Below are 17,018 nucleotides of genomic sequence, written 5' to 3'. Positions count from 1 at the left end.
TGGGAGAACCCGGAAAGGAGCCGAGACGAGACATGAGCGTGAAGGGCAGGATGATGTGTCCGGTTTGCGAGGTGCCCTTGAGCATGAGCGACCGCCAGGGGATCGAGATCGACTTCTGTCCCGATTGCCGGGGTGTCTGGCTCGACCGGGGCGAACTGGACAAGATCATCGAGCGTTCGGCACCCGATGTGGCGCCTCAGCGGGTGCCTGAGCCGCGCGGCTACGACGATGATCGCGGCTACCGGCGCCGACAGCACGGCGGCGGCGACGGCAAGCACGGCTATCGGCGCAAATCCTGGCTTCACGAGTTGTTCGATTAAGGCTTGCTGTGGCCTCCCTGCCGGTCGCCCTCAAGGCGCTGCGGTAGGCCCGCAAGCCATTCAGCGGTGAGCAGGTTGGTCCAGAGATGGCAAAGGCCGCGCTTGCCCACGGACATTGATCACGCAGCATTTGCAAGGTAACGTAATGTCCATATCAGACCTCACGAAAGAGGCATCGAGCAGTGAAAACCATCCGATTTCCCCGCCGCGCCGTCCTGTTGGGCGGGTTGGCAGCGTTTTTGTCTGGCTGTGCCAGCAAGTTCCGCAGCTATGGCGGACCCGAGGTGACCCGTGTTCGGCTTTACAAGGGGCAGCGTTTGCTTGTTCTGGACGGAGCCGATCGCGTATTGCAAACCTATCCGGTCGGGCTGGGTTTCGCTCCTGAGGGTCACAAGCAATTCGAGGGAGACGGCCGGACCCCTGAGGGCGCTTACGTAGTCGATAAGCGCAACCCCGACAGTACGTATCATCTTTCGGTTGGCATCTCCTATCCGAATGAGGCCGACATAGCCTTCGCTGAAGCGCAGGGCCTTTCCCCCGGCGGCGACATCTTCATCCATGGTGGTCCACGCCCAGGGATCGACCCAACGGATGTCCGCGACTGGACAGCTGGCTGCATCGCGGTCACAGATCGGCAGATCGAGGACATCTATGCAATGGTGAAAGACGGAACACCGATCGACATCTACGCCTGATGGGAGGAGATGATCTTCCGTCAGATCAGGAAAATCGTCGGCACAGGGCCACGTTGATCACTTCGATGGCGATCACGGCCAAAGTGACGCTCGCCGCCGTGGGCCAGCGCAAGCACCCGGTACGCGTAAGGACACTACAATATGTGTCCGGCCGTGGCAGTGGCGAAACAGGCGGGCCCTAGCGGAGAAGAATGCGTCTGGTCTCATGTCGAATTCAATCTATCCGAGGGCATAGACGATGGTCACGACGGTAATCATGACAACCATGAACATGGAGAATGCGCCAAGGGCGAGCGTACGGCCCATGTCCCGGTTCGGCTTCTCTACTTTCAGACGCAGTTCCTCCGCGGTTTCCGGAAACTCGAGCGCCGCCGCATTCGATTGGCGCATCAGGTCGTAGCGGGACGTCCAGCGCCGTTCCTCCGCCGCGTTCCAGCCGTTCAGCACCAGAATGATTGCCGCGATGAGAACCATCGACGACGGGACCCAGATTACGTAGCCACCGATTGTCTCGTCAGCCAAGGCGCGAAGTCGACCACCGCTCGCTGCGATGATTTCTGATCCATAGAGGGGCACCTCCTTGAGCGTTTTCAGGGAGCCCAGAAGGATGTTGGAAACGACCACCAGGAACCCTGACATCAGCCGAGCGCCGCGCCGCGCTCCTTCAGGCGGATCACGCAGATCGAACAGCATAGCAAAGTACCAAAGCCCAGCAAGCACCATAGACAGATGTGCCAGCGCTTCCATCGCCGCAATACGTTGTGTAAGGGCGTAGATCATCGGGATCTGCCAGACGAAAAGCGCACCAATCAACAAGGAGGTGGCAGATGCAGGAAGCGCCAAGAATCGCGGGATGCGCGCACGCCCAATCGCGGCAAGGCGTCGGCGCCCTTCCCTTTTCAATCCGGCTTGAAGGCCAAGCCAGGGCTGAGAAACCGCGATAAGAAGCGGTCCTACCAGTCGCAGAAGAAGATGCTCGACCTGATGTACCGAAAACAGACTGTGCCCCAATGGCGCGAGCGGCCCGTTCGTCGCGACGAGGACGGCTGCGAGGCCGACAAAGAAGGCGGTTCGACGCCAACCAGAAACCCTTCCGAGACAGCGAGCGTGTATTTTGAGCCCACGCAAAAACAGCCATACTGTAAGACCGACAACAATGAGCGACACCGGTGACAGCACATAGCCGAAAGGGTCGTAAAGGAAGAAGAAGTTCGTGATCATTCGCTCTGGCCCTCGCTCATCCGAGGGTTGTCGGAGGTAGCCGGTGTGAGCCGCGAGGTCCCGGAAGCGCCGCCACGGGCCAGTGACAGATCGGTCGACATGGCGAGGTATTCGCCTTGTATCCACGAGGGAAAGAGATTGTCGTAGAATCGAGATAGCGGATGTCCCGACTGTCCGGCGGGCGTGATGTAGTATGATCCCGCTGCTTCCGATATCGACATGACCGCCTGAAAATTGCTTCCGGCACTCACAAGGAATGGACGGTCTTCTTCAACACCAAATGATGTCAAGAATTGCGTAAACGGATCGCCTGAAATCGGCGCTTGAAGGGACAGCAGGTCGGTCAGCAACCCACGTGAACTGATCGGCGACCACTGCATGTCCAATCTATGCTCCTCCCCCCAGGTCCACGTCGAGGGATCGCGCCCATATCGATCGACCAGCCAGCCAAGGGCATCATCCAGGGCCACGCGAACCTGCTCCTCGCATGTCTCGCGAGGTGAGGATAGGCGGATGTCGCACCAGATTGCGCTACCGCGACGATCGCTGAGTACCGCATAAAGAAAGTTCGGGTTCGGACGGGTCCAGAGTTGCTGCGCTGCCGGAAATTCGTCTTTCAAAATGCGCTGCTGCAAAGCCCGGAGCCAAGTCCAGAACAGCAGAGGTTCCGGTGAATAGCGATCCATGTCGCCATTCCACGACGCAAGCCTGTCCAGTAGTTCACGACGAAGGTCGTTCGCATCGGTGCCTTCGATGCTGTCTCTGGACTGCACGAACCAAAGCTCCTTCGCCATCAGGGGCAGCAGGGTTCGCGCCACGGTACTTACGGTGTCCCTTTGAACACCGATGGCGCCTTCAGTCGAGAAGATCGATTGCCGCGCTTCAAGCTCCGCCAGTCGAATGTCGCGAAATGACAACGCTCGTACGGCTTCCTCTTTTGGCCATCGGGCAACGGTCTCTCGGTCAATGGCCAATGCCTCCATGCCTTTCGGCAACATGTCTGCGGCAACTCCGATGGCATCGGTCGCGTCGGCCGAACGCGTGAACAGCTCCAGCATCGTCAGGAAACCTGCCGCCTGCACGGGTGACGGCCCCCTTGGTGCCTCCTCGTCTGGCACGGGAAATGACCGGAAGGCCCAGGCGACGCGCGTATTGCGACCGACAATAACGAAAGGTACGCCCGGCATCGTGGCCCCTATGGCCGGCCCTGTCGAAAACTGAAGATCGGCGAGATACCATTCCGAGGGCAGCGACAGGGAACCGCTGATATCGGCGGCGAGAATTGGTGTCCCGGCAGCGGTTCGGTCACCGTCTATCGCCCATGCATCGAGGCGCTGCTGCGGATCAGTCGCAAATAGTTCGAGCACTTTTGGTCGATCCGACGGTATAATTGCACTTGATAAGCTCGGCGTTCCTTTCCGTGCGCTTTCCGGTCGCAGGCCATTCAGGAAAGACCGGGCAATCCTCAGGCTATCGCCAGGTGTCCAGGCATCGATCGACCGTTCGTCTGCGATCAACAGTTCCGGCGAGCCTCTGCCGCGCCCTCCCGCCGACACCAGCTCGAGCCACGCATTGACGCCGGCGGCATAGGATTCGAGCGCGTCTGAGACCGCTGGCGCAACGGACAATGTCTCATCGGATGGCCAAGAAGCTTCGGCCATTCGCCTTGCCCTTAACAGCTGACCGAGTCGGTCTTGCGCATGAACGAAGCCGATCGCGAAATAGACATCCGCGGCGGAACTCGCGGTAATGTGCGGGATTGCCGAGGCATCTCGCAGAATATCGACCGGTCCACCTAAGCCTGCTACCGAGAAGTCCTCGTTGTAGTCGGGAACGGATGCGCTCAGCAGAAAATAGACCAACCCGGAACCAACCGATGCCGTGATACAGATCGCCAAGAACCCGTACAGTAATATGTTGAAAAGACGTCTCACGTCGGTGCCGTTTCGAAACCCTTCTCATGCAAAGATGCGCAAGAGGACCACCGAAACGAAATAGGTGAGAAGACCGAAGGCGATCGCCGAACTCGCCGCATACTGGAGGATATCCAGCCGGTTTCCTTTTCGGCGTCGCGCCAGATTTCCACCCCAGATCGCACCCGCGACAATGCCCGCGATTACCAGCATGACTTTTTCTCCGTTCTTGTTCTCTTGTTGCACCGGTGTGTGCCGACCAGACCTGCAGCCAGTCCCACGGCCCAAGTAGTGAAGATGAGAGCCAGCAGCGCCCAGTCGCCGAAGCGCGCATAGAGCGTTGACGGATGAGCAGAGGGCAGAGCCGCATCTATTACACCGGTTTCTCCGTTGCCGAGCCGCGCGACGAGGTCACCGTTCGCGTCGATGACCGCGGAGATGCCCGTATTCGCGGCTCGGATGACAGGAAGGCCTTCCTCTACGGCGCGCATCCGTGCGGAAGCCAGATGCTGCTCGGGTCCGATGCTGGTGCCGAACCAGGCGTCGTTTGTCGCGTTGAAAATCCAGTCAGGTCGGAACAGGTCGTCGACCACATGGCCTGGGAAGATGATCTCATAGCAGATCGCCACGGCGACCAGCGGCAGACCCGGAAGCGCAAGCGTTCGCGGGCCCGGACCGGGCGTAAAGTCGCCCAGCCCCGCTGTCAGCCGCTCGATCGGCAACCAGCCGCGGAATGGCACGTATTCGCCGAAGGGCACGAGATGGTGTTTCGCGTATCCGGTCAGGATTCTGCCGGTCTCGTCAAATGCCTGAACCGTGTTGAAATATCGGGTGCCATCCTCGCTCGGTACACGGTCCGGCACACCTGTGAGCAGCACCCTGCCGTCTTGCAGCGCAGCGGCAATGCGGGCCCGGGCCTCCGTATCCTCATCGAGGAAACCCGGAAAGGCGGTTTCCGGCCAGAGAAGAACGTCGAAATCGCCGGGCCGGGTTGAAAGCTCAAGATAGCGCGCGAAGGTCGCCTCGCGGTTCTCGGGCGCCCATTTCTCCCCTTGGGGAATGTTGCCCTGAACGATGCGCAGGTCGACACCGGGTGGCTGTTGTGTATCCGACTGGAGGTTAAGCGTCCCGACGGCCCAAATAGCCGCGATGCCGGCCAGCGCCATGAGCGAAACGGTCAATCGTTGCCGCCCGGACGCCATGACAGCCGCGCCGGGGAGTACCGCGACGAACACGGTGAGAAAGCTTAGCCCATAGCTTCCGACCCAGGCGGCGGTCTGGCGAAGGGCGGCGTAGTCTACAAGTGCGTAGCCGGCGAGGTTCCATGGAAACCCTGTCAGAACGTGACCACGCAACCACTCTGCCACGGTCCAGGAGGTCGCGAACGCGAGGCAGGCCAAGAGACTGCCCATGGCTCCGCGCCGCGTGATTTCGGCGAAAAGCGCGGCGGCAATGGCCGGGAAAATCGCGAGACCTGCGGACAATCCCGCGACGGCCGGGATCGCCATCGTCCCGAACCGCTCGGCCTCGACGTAAAAACTTTCCGCGATCCACGAAATCCCGAAACCGAACTGGCCAAGACCAAACGCCCAGCCGACGAGGAAAGCGCGCCCGAAGGAGAGATCGCGAAGACCGACAAACAACGCGGAATAGGCAACGGGAACAAGCAGGAGAAGCGAGAAAGGCGGGAAAGTCAGAACGGTCAGCGCCCCGGCGACGAAACCAAGCGTCATCCGCGAAAGCAAACGGTGGCGCAGTGCTATGCGGTTCAGAATTTCCGGCTTCACGATTTGATCGGACGCCGCACGCTGATCCATGGCGCGGCGAGCAAGAGCCCCACGCCACTGACAACAAATATATCGGCCATGTTGAAGGCAGGCCAATGTGTTGTGACAATGTAGAAATCGAGAAAGTCTGTTACAGCCCGATACCGCACACGATCGATAACATTGCCCAGGGCTCCGCCAATGATCGCGCCATAGGCAAGTGTTTCGACCGCATTATCGGCGCGAAACAGCATAACCCCCAGCCAAACACAGATGGCAAGAGCGAGAGCGATGAGGCTCCACCACGGCGCGCCGCCCAACATCCCGAAAGTCACGCCGTCATTACGATAAAAGACGAGGTTGAATCCCGGAAACACGGGAATCCCGGCGCTTAAAGTGACGGCATTCGCAACGACAATGGCTTTGGTGATCTGATCGATCGCGAACGCAGCAAGTGCTGCGAAGACGCCGATCATCGGAGATACCTTGTTTAGTGACATTGCCTCATCCCAACCAGACATCAAGGAACAGCATCAGAACGAGCCCGACTGCGAGACCGAGCGTCGCCCTGTTCTGATGGCCGCTGCGATGGGTTTCGGGGATGATTTCGTGGCTAATGACGTAGAGCATTGCGCCCGCGGCAAAGGCCAGACCCCATGGAAGCAGCGGTTCCGACAGTGTGATGATGCCGGCCCCGAGCAGACCGCCAATCGGCTCGACCATGCCAGTCAGCGCCGCGATGCCCCAGGCGCGCAGCTTCGGATATCCCTCGCCCAGCAGAGATACAGCGACGGCCAATCCTTCGGGCGCATTCTGAAGCCCGATGCCGATGGCGAGCGGCAGACCGCCCTCCATACCTCCGGATCCGAAGCCGACCCCCACGGCAAGGCCTTCGGGGAAGTTGTGGATCGTGATCGCAATGATGAACAGCCAGACCCGCCGCAGAGACGCCGCTTCGGGCCCTTCGCGTCCCGTCTTGAAGTGCTCGTGCGGCAGCTTTTCGTTCATCATGGCGACAGCCCCCATGCCCAAGAGGATCGAGACGCATACGATGGCCGCAGGCATCGCACCGTTCTCGAACATCGGCTCGGCCGCATCCAATGCCGGGATGATCAGCGAAAAGAAGGAAGCGGCGAGCATCACACCGGCAGCGAAGCCGAGCGACAGATCGCGTGTGGCCCGCGACGGGATGCGTCCAAACAACACGGGAACTGCTCCGACTGCCGTGAGCGATCCGGCGGCAAGGCTTCCGAGGAAGCCGAGCATGATCGGAGAGAGGTTTTCCATGGGCGGGCCAGATTATCCTTCGGCGTAGCTCGAAAAGACTTCCGTCGACCCGTCCTCGCGGATGAGGATGACATCATAGGCCTCGCGGTCGTCTTCTGGCCCCATGCCGGGCGAGCCATAGGGCATCCCAGGCACGGCGAGACCGACTGCGTCCGGGCGCTCATCGAGAAGGCGGCGGATGTCAGCGGCCGGTACATGGCCTTCGATCACGTAGCCGTCAATGAGCGCGGTGTGGCAGGAGACCATGCGCTGCGGCACGCCGTTGTCGAGCTTGAAGCGAACCAGCGACCCACCGAACATGTCCTGGCCGGTCGGCACAAAACCGTTCTCTTCGAGGTGGTTCATCCACGAGAGGCAGCAGCCGCAACCGTTGGTCTTGCGGACGTCGATCGCCGTTGCCTCTGCGAGGGCCTGGGCCGCTGGGAACAGGGCGAGCGTGATGGCAAGAGCTTGCGTCATGCGTTTCATGGGTCAGAGCCTTTCGGTTGTCGTTTTGGCAATCTCGCTGCCGAGGTTTTCATTCAGAAGCGCCCGCGCCTCGGCCAGACGCGAGAGCGCGGCGGTATCATCCGCATCGCTCTCGGCCGCTTCGGCGAGCCGGTCGTCAGAGAGGGGGTCAGTCGGGCGCCCATCCACGAGCACCTCATAGTGCAGGTTCGGACCTGTCGCCGTGCCAGTCGCGCCGACGCGGCCGATCACGTCTCCCGCCGCAACGCGTTGGCCTTGTGCCAAGTCTTCCGGCACGGCGCTCAGATGCGCGTAGCGCGTCATGGTGTCGGAGCCGTGCAAGATTTCGACCACGCGACCATATCCGCCGCGCCAGCCGATGAAATTGACCCGCCCCGGTGCCGTCGCTTGAACCGGTGTCCCACGTGCCGCTGCGAAATCGACGCCGGTGTGCATCCGGACGTTGCCAAAGACCGGATGCGTGCGGCGCCCGAACACCGAGCTGAGGCGCGCACCCTCGACCGGCTGTGCAAAGACGCGCAGCACCTCGCCATCGACGTAGATCGTCGCCTGACCGCTGCCGTCGTCAGGCCATACGATCTCATAGAGCGAACCGCCGATCTCCAATGCCGCGAAGGCAAGATCGGGTTGTCCGATCCTGTCCTCGCCCACACGCGCCTCGCGCCAGAGAAGCCTTAGTGTCTCGCCACCGGCCATCTCGCGGCGGAAATCCACGGTCCCACCCAGCATCTGCGCAAGGTCCACGGAAAAACGGGCGGGTATGCCGGCTTCGTCGAGTGCCGCGAAGATCGAGCTGTCGATCACGGCTTCGCCGGCAAGGGTTACGATCTCCGGATCCGGAGCCACGACCTGTGTGGACAACTGCTCGCCGAAAACCACCTCGATCCGCACTCCGTCCTCGACGGCGAGTGAGACGGTGCGGGGGCTGCCGTCCACGGTCGAAGCAACAGTGACCGAGTGCCCCGGCCGCAGCCGTCGCAGATCGTATTCCGCGCCAAGCGCGAGGGCAACTTCGGCTCTGTCAGGTGCCGCAAGACCAGCTTCAGACAGCAAGAAATCGAGCGTCTCGCCAGGTGCAATGTCGCGCGACCATGTCGACAGGGGTGGCTTGATCGCCTGCACGGGCCTGTCGGCAAACGCGACCTGCAGAAGGGGCAGGGGGCCGAGGTCGGGTGCATCTTCTGCCCATGCCGTCGCGGGCAGCGTCACGAGGATGTCAACGTTTTGGGGAGCTTCAGGACCTTGGGGCATCCATTTACCTGCCGAGGCAAGTTCCGGCGGCACGGGTTCTTTCGACATGAAATCAGAGAGGGCGATAGCCGCTCCCGAAACCATCCCCGCAATTGCGACACAAGCCGCCATAGTTCTGAGCCTCATGTCGCCCCCTCCGTTTCTTCTTCCAGCGCGCGGCGAATTTTCGGCACCGCGAATTCTCTGGGTTCGTGATAGTCGATCATGGTGACGAACCGCCCAGAGGCTGCGAACAGGAAGACGCTCGCGCTGTGGTTCATCGTGGAATCGCCGCTCTCCGTCGGCACCCTTTCGTAGGTGGCGTGGAAGCCGTCCGCGACGCGCGCTATCTGCTCCTCCGGCCCCGTCCAGCCACGGATCGCAGGATGGAAGTAGCCGACATATTCGGCCATCGTTTCGACGGTGTCGCGCTCGGGATCGACCGTGATGAAAACCACGTTCATCTCGCCGGCCTCGTCTCCCAGATCGTCGAGCCATCCCGAAATGTCAGAAAGCGTGGTCGGGCAGACATCGGGACAGTAGGTGAAGCCGAAGAACGCCATCGTCGGGCGCCCGATCAGGGTTTCCGGCCCGACCGCGTTGCCCTCATGATCCGTCAGACGGAAATCCATCTCGGTCAGAGCCACAGGCCGCTGCCCGACAGGTTCGGGTCCACCCGCACCATCGACCTGCCACCAACCGACGAAGAGCATCAGGGCGACCGCCCCGACACCGGCCACGCCATACCCCAGGATCGCCCGTCGTCGCATCAATTTCGGGGGCCACGAGCGGCAATACCTCTCACTCTCACGTTGACTGGCATACGTCCGCCGTCGTCGAACAGGAGATCGAGTTGAATGCTGTCGCCCTCAACAAGCGGTTCTTGCAAACCCATCAACATGATATGCAGACCGCCTGGCTCGAAAACCAAATCGTTGCCCGGCCTGAGAAGAATTTCCCCCGCAGGCTCCATGGTCGAGATCCCATTTGCGTCGATTTTCAAGCGGTGTGCTTCGGCGCGTTTAGCTATCGTGGTCTCAAAGCCGATCAGTTTCACGGCGTCGCCGCCTGTGTTTCTCAGTGTGAAGTAAACGGCAGCCGGGCGGCTGACGCCAATTGTAGCCCGGGCCCAAACGTCATCGACCAAGATTTCCTGCGAGTCGGCCGCAACGGGCGTCGAAAGCCCTCCAAAGGTCAAAAGCGCGGCCAGCGCGCCAGTCAAAATCTTTTCTTTCATCGTTCTGATCCTGCCCTTTCCATTCAGCTTTGCGCGGCAGCGACTTCGGCAGCCACCAATCGGCGCAGTTCTGCCTCCCCGAACGGATCGAGCGGCTTGCCGTTCACGAAGAATGTGGGCGTCTGGCGAATTCCCACGGTCTCGACGTCAGCACGATCCTGGTTCAGGATCGCCACGACATCGGGTGCCAGCATTTGCGTGCGCGCGGCCTCGGCATCGAGTCCGGCCGTGGCGGCGATCTGAAGGATCAGGCCAGGCGCCGGGGCACCGTGCGACGCCCATCTCGGCTGTTCCCGCAGAACGGCCTCGAGCACCGGCACGTAAACGTCCTGCATGCGCGCCGCCTCGAGCACGCGGATCGCTTCCTCGGATGCCGCGCCGTGGAAGGGCGTGTAGCGGATCACGACGCGGACAGCATCCCCATGCTCGGCCATGATGTCCTTCACGATGGGATGAAAGGCGCGACAGGCCTCGCAGGCCGGATCGAAGAATTCGACGATCGTGACGGGCGCTTCCGCAGGCCCGAGGATGGGCGAGTAGGGGCGGATCATCGCGTCCGCGAGTTCCGGCGCAACAGGCTCCGCTTCGGTCACCGGGCCGGGGCGGGTTGCAAACCAGGTGGCTCCGCCGAAACCGGCGACGCCGAGGGCGAGAACGGACAGGATCAGGCCGCGTCGGTTCATGTTCGTGTGTCCTTCAATGAAAGGGCCGACAGCGCCCCGATCAGCGCGAAGGCGGCGAGCGCCATCAGCGGGATCGGGACGCCGAAGACCAGTTGGTTGTCATCGGTGCAAGAGGGGCCGGTGGCCGTGCAGGGCTGGATGCGTTCGGGAACAAGACCGACGTACAGCCCCATGTGCCAGAGGGCGATTGCGCCGCCGCCAAGCGCCAATGCGATGCCGTAGCGTCCCACGCGGCCGTCCCGCCACCAAAGGCCGAGCCCGAGGACAATGGCCAAGGGGAACATGAAGGCGCGCTGGAACCAGCACAGCACACAGGGCGTCTGCCCCAGCACCTCGCCGATGAAAAGCACGGCAAGCGAGGCGACGAGCGCGATGATCCACGCCAGCCCGAGGGCTGTTTCTCCGGATATGCGGTTCATGTCGGTCAAATCCTCTCTTCCAGATCGGCGAGGATCTCTTCGGCCGGGGTGCCATAGGGCCATGAGTCGGCAAAACCTGCCTCGGGGTCGAAGAGGAACAGATGCGACGTGTGGCCCATCGTGTACCCATCCGGCGCTGCGGCCTCTTCGACGCGCTCAAAGAAGATTGGAAACGTCTCGGACGTGGCGGCGATCTGTTCCGGCGTGCCCGTCAGCCCGATGATGCCCGCATCGAACAGCGGGACGTATTCGGCGAGTGCTGGGGGCGTGTCTCGTTCAGGGTCGATTGTTATGAAAATCGGCTGGACCTTGGCGGCATCGTCGCCCAGACCGTCCATCACCGCCGCGACCTCTGACAGGGTCGTCGGGCAGACGTCGGGGCAGTTGGTAAAGCCGAAAAAAACCAGCATCCAGCGCCCCGCAAAGTCCTCCTCGGTTTGAACCATACCCTGGTGGTCCGTCAGTTCGAACTCAGCGAAAAAAGGCGGTTCGGCGTCGGTTCGGGCGCTATCGGCACGATAATCGGACCATAGCAAAAGCCATACGAAGGCAAGCGCTGCCACGCCTGCCAAAACCCAAAGAAACTTCTGTGCCGATGTGAGGGACAATCCTGTTTGCCTGTTTTTGATTCTTATTGCATGTGCGGATACATCCTCTAGCCGCTAGAGGTTCAAGCACGAAATTATGGTATAGCTTGAACTCACGCGTCTGTGAATCCGACACTTGTTTATTCCGACGGCAAAACCTACACAAACTGTACCTTTTTCATGGAGGCGAAAATGCTCACGATCGGTACTCTGTCAAAGAAGACTGGCACAAAAGTGCAGACCATCCGGTACTACGAACAGATCGGACTCATGCCCGAACCTGGCAGGACCGAAGGCGGACAGAGGCGCTACGACAATGCACAGCTTGATCGACTGTCCTTCATCCGCCACTCGCGACAACTCGGTTTCTCGCTCGTTGCGATCCGCGAGCTGCTCGACCTCAGCGACCATCCCAACCGGCCCTGTGATGAGGCTGATGCCATCGCGCGTCGCCAGCTCAAACAGGTGGAGCAGCGCATGGCCCGCCTGAAGGCGCTGCGAACGGAACTGAAACGCATGGTTCACGAATGCAGCGGCGGGCGGACGGGAGATTGCAAGGTGCTTGAGGTGTTGCGGGACCATTCGGAATGCTTGACCGAACACGAGGAAATCGGGGCCTGAAGGAATTCAGCCAACATTCCGGCTGGAACGCAGATCAGCCGCAGAAGTTAATGTGTCGTACAACACAAGCTGGAACCACAAAATGGCCGCTAGACAAGATTCAATGGAGAGACGGACGCTTTGGATCGTTCTGGCGCTCAATATCGGTTTGGCCGTGGCCTTTTTCGCAACAGGCGCCTTCGGCGATTCAAGTGCCCTGATCGCCAACGGGCTCGATAACCTCTCCGACAGCTTCGTCTACGCGATCAGCCTTTTCGCTTTGTCCCGATCCGCCAAATGGAAACGCGGGGCGGCGAACGTTTCCGGCGGGCTGCTGATCCTGTTCGCTGCAGGCATCCTCTACGATGCGTGGCGCCGCTACATCGGTGGGTCAGATCCGCTCGGGACGATCATGCTTGCAATGGCCCTGATCGCGGCGGCTATCAACGCAGTCTGCGTTTGGCTGCTCGCTAAGCTCAAAAATCCAAATGTCAACATCCGCGCGGCCAACACCTTCAGTTACAACGATTTCGCCGCGAACCTCGGGATCGTCGTGGCCGGTGGCCTCGTCGCCTGGCTAGGAACCAACTGGCCGGACCTTGTCGTCGGTGTGATCGTCGCCGGGATCGCGGCCTGGGGCGGTATCGACATCCTGCGCGACGCACACGGCGAACACCACAAAGCGGTTCACACGGACAAATAGTTGCGGGAGATTCTTTCTGAAAGAAAGGGTTGAAGCTATAGTGACTATAGCAACTAGTCTTGTTCCAAGACGATTCGAGGAGCGACCCGTTGCAGATGACCGACCCCCTACTTGTACCCACCAAACTACTGGATTTTGATGCCGCGCCTCTTGCGCATCTAATTGAGAACCGCAGCTGGCGCGGCTTATCCGAATACGATCGGATCGGAGCTGCCTATGATTTCGTTCGGAATGAAATCGCGTTCGGATACAATCGAGCTGACGACATCCCCGCATCCGAAGTGCTTTCCGACGGCTACGGGCAGTGCAATACCAAAGGCACGCTCTTGATGGCGCTGCTGCGTGGTGTCGGCATTCGTTGCCGGTTGCATGGGTTTACGATCCACAAAGGCTTGCAGCGCGGTGTTGTCCCTGAGCTGGTGTATCCGCTTGCTCCGCAGGAAATTCTCCACTCATGGGTCGAGATCGAATTTCAAGGTGCCTGGATCAACCTTGAAGGCTTCATCCTGGATGACGCTTTCCTCAAAGTCCTGCAAACGTCTTTCTCGGACACGGACAGTCTCTGCGGTTATGGCGCGGGCACGGATTGCCTTGGCGCGCCTCCCGTCGCCTGGAACGGAGAAGATACCTACATTCAGAAAACCGGCATCGTGCAGGATTTCGGCGTGTTTGATACGCCGGACGCCTTCTATTTTTCCCATGAGCAATCCTTTGGATGGCTGCGTGGTGCCCTTTACCGTCATATCATACGCCACTGGATGAATGCGCGCGTTCGTGGTTTCCGCAGCGACCGCCTCAAGACTGACCGACGCGCGACACACGCGCATGAGGAGCCTGCCAATGCCACATGACCACGGGCACGCGCATATCGATCCGGATTCCGGCGATCGGCGGGTTGCCATCGCGATCTGGGCGAACGGGCTTCTTACCGTTGCGCAAACCGTCGGGGGCATATTCTCGGGCAGTCTGGCACTGATCGCCGATGCGCTGCACAACTTTTCCGATATGGCCTCGCTTGTCATTGCCTTCGCCGCACGCAAGATCGCGCGCCGCCCAGCCGATGAGCGCATGACCTTCGGCTATGGTCGGGTCGAAATCGTCGCAGCCCTGGTTAACTACACCACCCTGATTTTGATCGGCTTCTACCTGATCTACGAAGGTGGCATGCGCATGATTGATCCACCCGAAGTCATGGGTTGGACCGTCGTCATTCTCGGTGGAATTGCGCTTGTGGTCGACACGCTGACCGCAATGCTGACCTATTCGATGCAGAAGGGCAGCGTGAACATCCGCGCGCTTTTCCTGCATAACCTGTCGGACGCGCTTGCTTCGGTCGCGGTTATCGTCGCTGGGTCGCTGATCATCCTTTACGACATGCGTTGGGTCGATCCTGCCATCACCATCGGCATCGCGATCTACATCCTGTATCTGTCTTTCACTGAAATAGGCGGCCCAATCCGAACCCTGATGCTCGGGAGCCCGCCGGACATCGACAACGAGGCCGTCGTCGAAGCGATGCGGAAAGTCGAAGGCGTCGCCGACGTCCACCACGTCCATCTCTGGCAAATGCAAGAGCACGAGGCTGCGCTCGACTGTCATGTCGTCGTGGCAGCCGAGGGGTGGTCGAAGATTGAAGAGATCAAGAGCGCGATCAAGAAGCGGCTGAAGGGAGAATTCGGCATCAGCCATTCCAGCCTCGAATTCGAGCACGAGGATCGCGCTCATCAGAACGCCGATCTCTATGGTCACGGTAATTCGAGAGATGGGGAGGAAACTCATACTCACGAAAAAAGCTGACCGAGCATGAGGATATCATTTCCTCAATTGCGACGGCAAGTTGACGTCGACCAACGTCAAGTGGACTGATGAACCTTTGCATGAGCAACTGGCTGCGAAGGGCAGTAGCGAAGGTCTGAGGCGGATACACTACAGGGGTATCACGTCCAAGTTACAGAATGTCACTTGACCTCCCCTTGCTGGAAGGTTGTAGCAGTAACTGTATGACCTGCGTTTTTCGCCTTGTTTTGATTCTCATGCTGACCTTCGGTGCAGTGACTGCGCCGGATATGTCGTCGGCCAGTATGTCAATCACGGCTATGGCGCAGATGGAACCCACCGAAAGCGCGGATGGCCGTTGCGGCGGGTGCGATCCCACCGGATTTGCTGAGGGCACTGCCTGTGAAGGTGGGCGTCCTGTTCCTTGCGGCTCCAGCGGTACTTCTGGCCTCCTTGCCAAGATGCCGTCAGCGCGGCTCACGAGGCCTTTTGGTACTGCCGTCCGGGGTGCCGAACCTCTGATCTCACTCGGCACGAATCCGTCGCTTGATCCATTCCCTCCCAAACTGCCTGTCTGAACCTGAAACCGGCCTCGCCTGCTGCGAGGCCTGATTGTTGCCTTGGCCGAAGCTGGCTGAGTGCGACCCTTTCAGATCAAGGCAGTTGCGATGATCCTCCACAGACCGATTTCACGAAGGCACGTGCTTCGCACAGGTGCCGCATTCACAGCCCTATCCGCTCTATCACCTGCACGAATGGCGATGGCCGATCCAACAGGGGACCCCTTCGTGCTACGCGCGGCATCCGGACAGGCCGCCCTGCGACCGTTGCCATACGGCCCGACTAATGTCTGGAGCTATAGCGGATCCGTCCCCGGACCTGAAATCAGGGTCCGGCAAGGCGACCGTATCCGGGTTCTGGCTCAGAATGGGTTGGATGAAGGGACCACAATCCACTGGCATGGCATCCGCACGCCCAATTCGATGGACGGGGTGCCGTTCCTCACGCAGGACCCGATCCCCGTCGCGGGCGAATTCCTTTACGAATTCGATGCGCTGGATGCGGGCACGTTCTGGTACCATCCGCACCAGCGCAGTTCCGAACAGGTCGGACGCGGCCTTTACGGGCCGCTGATCGTCGAGGAGGCGGACCCGATCCGTGTGGATCGGGACCTGACCTGGATGCTGGACGACTGGCGCATGACGCGGGCGGGGCAGTTGTCGGATGACTTCGGCAACCGCCATGACGCGATGCACGGCGGTCGTATTGGCAATTCCGTGACCATCAACGGTGAGATCCCCGAACGGATCTCGGTGCAATCCGGTGAGCGCATCCGCTTGCGGCTAATCAACGCGGCGAACGCGCGGATATTCGGGCTGGATTTTGGAGATTTTGAACCAGTCGTGGTCGCGTTGGACGGTCAACCCGTGACGCCCCATGCCCCTGACGGCGGGGTCGTGGTGATCGGCCCGGCGATGCGTGTCGATCTGGTAATCGACATGACCGGCAAACCCGGAGAGGCCGTCACGGTCACCGATGTCTTCTACGAAGGCCTCGAATACCGTCTGGTCGATCTCGTCTACGGGCCTGACAGGCTGCGGGACAGTGTGCCGGATTGGTCGATGGACCTGCCGCCCAACCCGCTGGCCGAACCGGACATGGCGTCGGCCGCGCGGCACCAGATCGTCTTCAACGGCGGAATGATGGGGCAGATGATGATGGGCAGCGGTATGGGGTCGATGATGGACCAGATGCGCGAGGGCAACATGTGGTTCATCAACGGAGAAGCCGCGACGGGTCATATGATGGACCCCTTGCTGGTCCTGCCGCAGGGCACGTCGCACGTGTTCGAGATGGATAATCGCACCGCCTGGCACCATCCGATCCATTTTCACGGGCATTCGTTCCGTGTGATCGCCCGCAACGGACAACCGACTCGGTATCGCGAATGGCAGGACACCGTCCTGATGGCACCCGAAGAACGGGTCGAGATCGCCTTCGCCGCGGACAATCCCGGTGACTGGATGTTCCATTGCCACATTCTGGAACACCAGGCGGCGGGCATGATGGGCGTCATCCGTGTCGAACCTGGTACGACCAAAACCTGAAACTC

At 60.5% G+C, this 17,018-nt stretch carries 20 protein-coding genes; 7 read left to right on the top strand and 13 right to left on the bottom strand.

Translation table 11 applies throughout. From position 1 onward, the window contains the following. Positions 1–32 precede the first annotated feature (32 nt). Entirely contained in the window at positions 33–320 is a 288-nt protein-coding gene (locus tag QO033_RS20725; protein WP_100161010.1) for a TFIIB-type zinc ribbon-containing protein, read from the top strand. 182 nt (positions 321–502) lie between these two features. Continuing rightward, positions 503–1,015 carry a L,D-transpeptidase family protein gene (locus QO033_RS20720; protein ID WP_035367119.1) on the top strand — a complete coding sequence of 171 codons (513 nt, stop codon included), beginning with the start codon at positions 503–505 and terminating at the stop codon, positions 1,013–1,015. Positions 1,016–1,234: 219 nt separating this feature from the next. Here the strand turns inward: QO033_RS20720 and QO033_RS20715 are convergent, their stop codons facing one another. From QO033_RS20715 to QO033_RS20655, 13 genes are read right to left on the bottom strand one after another with little or no spacing between them, the layout of a single operon-like run. Further along, the gene (locus tag QO033_RS20715; RefSeq protein WP_100161011.1) at positions 1,235–2,236 is read right to left on the bottom strand and encodes a cytochrome c oxidase assembly protein; all 1,002 of its coding nucleotides are present in this window, start codon (positions 2,234–2,236) and stop codon (positions 1,235–1,237) included. Further along, on the bottom strand, positions 2,233–4,134 hold the full coding sequence (locus QO033_RS20710; protein WP_284482814.1) for a penicillin acylase family protein: 1,902 nt from the start codon (positions 4,132–4,134) through the stop codon (positions 2,233–2,235). The genes QO033_RS20715 and QO033_RS20710 overlap by 4 nt, the downstream gene beginning before the upstream one ends. Before the next feature lie 60 nt (positions 4,135–4,194). Continuing rightward, positions 4,195–4,362 carry a hypothetical protein gene (locus tag QO033_RS20705; protein ID WP_100161013.1) on the bottom strand — a complete coding sequence of 56 codons (168 nt, stop codon included), beginning with the start codon at positions 4,360–4,362 and terminating at the stop codon, positions 4,195–4,197. After that, the gene (gene lnt / locus QO033_RS20700) at positions 4,353–5,966 is read right to left on the bottom strand and encodes an apolipoprotein N-acyltransferase (protein WP_100161014.1); all 1,614 of its coding nucleotides are present in this window, start codon (positions 5,964–5,966) and stop codon (positions 4,353–4,355) included. Before lnt ends, QO033_RS20705 begins: the two co-directional genes overlap by 10 nt. Then, positions 5,933–6,391: a signal peptidase II gene (lspA, locus tag QO033_RS20695; protein WP_088716097.1), complete on the bottom strand. Its 459-nt coding sequence runs from the start codon at positions 6,389–6,391 to the stop codon at positions 5,933–5,935. Before lspA ends, lnt begins: the two co-directional genes overlap by 34 nt. Before the next feature lie 28 nt (positions 6,392–6,419). Next, positions 6,420–7,202, bottom strand: coding sequence for a ZIP family metal transporter (locus QO033_RS20690; protein ID WP_100161015.1), 783 nt, complete (start codon positions 7,200–7,202; stop codon positions 6,420–6,422). A gap of 12 nt (positions 7,203–7,214) precedes the next feature. Beyond that, positions 7,215–7,670, bottom strand: coding sequence for a DUF411 domain-containing protein (locus QO033_RS20685; protein ID WP_100161016.1), 456 nt, complete (start codon positions 7,668–7,670; stop codon positions 7,215–7,217). A 3-nt stretch (positions 7,671–7,673) separates the two neighbouring features. After that, positions 7,674–9,047 (bottom strand): M23 family metallopeptidase, encoded by a 1,374-nt coding sequence (locus QO033_RS20680; protein ID WP_284482813.1) that lies wholly within the window; start codon positions 9,045–9,047, stop codon positions 7,674–7,676. After that, complete coding sequence (locus QO033_RS20675) at positions 9,044–9,670, bottom strand: SCO family protein (RefSeq protein ID WP_100161018.1); 627 nt, start codon at positions 9,668–9,670, stop codon at positions 9,044–9,046. Before QO033_RS20675 ends, QO033_RS20680 begins: the two co-directional genes overlap by 4 nt. Next, the gene (locus QO033_RS20670) at positions 9,670–10,137 is read right to left on the bottom strand and encodes a copper chaperone PCu(A)C (RefSeq protein WP_100161019.1); all 468 of its coding nucleotides are present in this window, start codon (positions 10,135–10,137) and stop codon (positions 9,670–9,672) included. Before QO033_RS20670 ends, QO033_RS20675 begins: the two co-directional genes overlap by 1 nt. 23 nt (positions 10,138–10,160) lie before the next feature. Next, the gene (locus QO033_RS20665) at positions 10,161–10,820 is read right to left on the bottom strand and encodes a DsbA family protein (protein ID WP_088665016.1); all 660 of its coding nucleotides are present in this window, start codon (positions 10,818–10,820) and stop codon (positions 10,161–10,163) included. After that, complete coding sequence (locus QO033_RS20660) at positions 10,817–11,239, bottom strand: disulfide bond formation protein B (protein ID WP_284482818.1); 423 nt, start codon at positions 11,237–11,239, stop codon at positions 10,817–10,819. The genes QO033_RS20665 and QO033_RS20660 overlap by 4 nt, the downstream gene beginning before the upstream one ends. Positions 11,240–11,244: 5 nt before the next feature. Further along, complete coding sequence (locus tag QO033_RS20655; RefSeq protein WP_240620836.1) at positions 11,245–11,847, bottom strand: SCO family protein; 603 nt, start codon at positions 11,845–11,847, stop codon at positions 11,245–11,247. A gap of 171 nt (positions 11,848–12,018) precedes the next feature. Here QO033_RS20655 and QO033_RS20650 point away from each other — a divergent pair, with 171 nt between their 5' ends. The 5 genes from QO033_RS20650 (at position 12,019) to QO033_RS20630 (ending at position 17,013) form a co-directional block, all read left to right on the top strand. Then, entirely contained in the window at positions 12,019–12,447 is a 429-nt protein-coding gene (locus QO033_RS20650) for a MerR family transcriptional regulator (protein WP_100161090.1), read from the top strand. 103 nt (positions 12,448–12,550) lie between these two features. Then, a complete protein-coding gene (locus QO033_RS20645) occupies positions 12,551–13,129 on the top strand; it encodes a cation transporter (protein ID WP_100161022.1) in 579 nt (192 codons plus the stop codon). Positions 13,130–13,224: 95 nt separating this feature from the next. Then, a complete protein-coding gene (locus tag QO033_RS20640; protein WP_100161091.1) occupies positions 13,225–13,980 on the top strand; it encodes a transglutaminase-like domain-containing protein in 756 nt (251 codons plus the stop codon). Next, positions 13,970–14,926, top strand: coding sequence for a cation diffusion facilitator family transporter (locus QO033_RS20635; RefSeq protein ID WP_100161023.1), 957 nt, complete (start codon positions 13,970–13,972; stop codon positions 14,924–14,926). The genes QO033_RS20640 and QO033_RS20635 overlap by 11 nt, the downstream gene beginning before the upstream one ends. A 740-nt stretch (positions 14,927–15,666) precedes the next feature. Continuing rightward, positions 15,667–17,013 (top strand): multicopper oxidase family protein, encoded by a 1,347-nt coding sequence (locus QO033_RS20630; RefSeq protein ID WP_284482812.1) that lies wholly within the window; start codon positions 15,667–15,669, stop codon positions 17,011–17,013. Positions 17,014–17,018 lie beyond the last annotated feature (5 nt).

Origin of the sequence: Pseudodonghicola flavimaris, assembly GCF_030164425.1 — a bacterium.
Taxonomy (GTDB): domain Bacteria; phylum Pseudomonadota; class Alphaproteobacteria; order Rhodobacterales; family Rhodobacteraceae; genus Pseudodonghicola; species Pseudodonghicola flavimaris.
Note: the sequence above shows the minus strand (reverse complement) of the source record. Positions and strands in the feature narration are given on the sequence as shown.

Excerpts from the sequence above, each read along its gene's own strand:
- lnt (WP_100161014.1), bottom strand. The coding sequence starts at position 5,966 with ATGGATCAGCGTGCGGCGTCCGATCAAATCGTGAAGCCGGAAATTCTG.
- QO033_RS20705 (WP_100161013.1), bottom strand. The coding sequence starts at position 4,362 with ATGCTGGTAATCGCGGGCATTGTCGCGGGTGCGATCTGGGGTGGAAAT.
- QO033_RS20685 (WP_100161016.1), bottom strand. The coding sequence starts at position 7,670 with ATGAAACGCATGACGCAAGCTCTTGCCATCACGCTCGCCCTGTTCCCA.
- QO033_RS20645 (WP_100161022.1), top strand. The coding sequence starts at position 12,551 with ATGGAGAGACGGACGCTTTGGATCGTTCTGGCGCTCAATATCGGTTTG.
- QO033_RS20660 (WP_284482818.1), bottom strand. The coding sequence starts at position 11,239 with ATGAACCGCATATCCGGAGAAACAGCCCTCGGGCTGGCGTGGATCATC.
- QO033_RS20675 (WP_100161018.1), bottom strand. The coding sequence starts at position 9,670 with ATGCGACGACGGGCGATCCTGGGGTATGGCGTGGCCGGTGTCGGGGCG.
- QO033_RS20630 (WP_284482812.1), top strand. The coding sequence starts at position 15,667 with ATGGCCGATCCAACAGGGGACCCCTTCGTGCTACGCGCGGCATCCGGA.
- QO033_RS20650 (WP_100161090.1), top strand. The coding sequence starts at position 12,019 with ATGCTCACGATCGGTACTCTGTCAAAGAAGACTGGCACAAAAGTGCAG.
- QO033_RS20725 (WP_100161010.1), top strand. The coding sequence starts at position 33 with ATGAGCGTGAAGGGCAGGATGATGTGTCCGGTTTGCGAGGTGCCCTTG.
- QO033_RS20715 (WP_100161011.1), bottom strand. The coding sequence starts at position 2,236 with ATGATCACGAACTTCTTCTTCCTTTACGACCCTTTCGGCTATGTGCTG.
- lspA (WP_088716097.1), bottom strand. The coding sequence starts at position 6,391 with ATGATCGGCGTCTTCGCAGCACTTGCTGCGTTCGCGATCGATCAGATC.
- QO033_RS20635 (WP_100161023.1), top strand. The coding sequence starts at position 13,970 with ATGCCACATGACCACGGGCACGCGCATATCGATCCGGATTCCGGCGAT.
- QO033_RS20640 (WP_100161091.1), top strand. The coding sequence starts at position 13,225 with ATGACCGACCCCCTACTTGTACCCACCAAACTACTGGATTTTGATGCC.
- QO033_RS20670 (WP_100161019.1), bottom strand. The coding sequence starts at position 10,137 with ATGAAAGAAAAGATTTTGACTGGCGCGCTGGCCGCGCTTTTGACCTTT.
- QO033_RS20690 (WP_100161015.1), bottom strand. The coding sequence starts at position 7,202 with ATGGAAAACCTCTCTCCGATCATGCTCGGCTTCCTCGGAAGCCTTGCC.
- QO033_RS20665 (WP_088665016.1), bottom strand. The coding sequence starts at position 10,820 with ATGAACCGACGCGGCCTGATCCTGTCCGTTCTCGCCCTCGGCGTCGCC.
- QO033_RS20680 (WP_284482813.1), bottom strand. The coding sequence starts at position 9,047 with ATGAGGCTCAGAACTATGGCGGCTTGTGTCGCAATTGCGGGGATGGTT.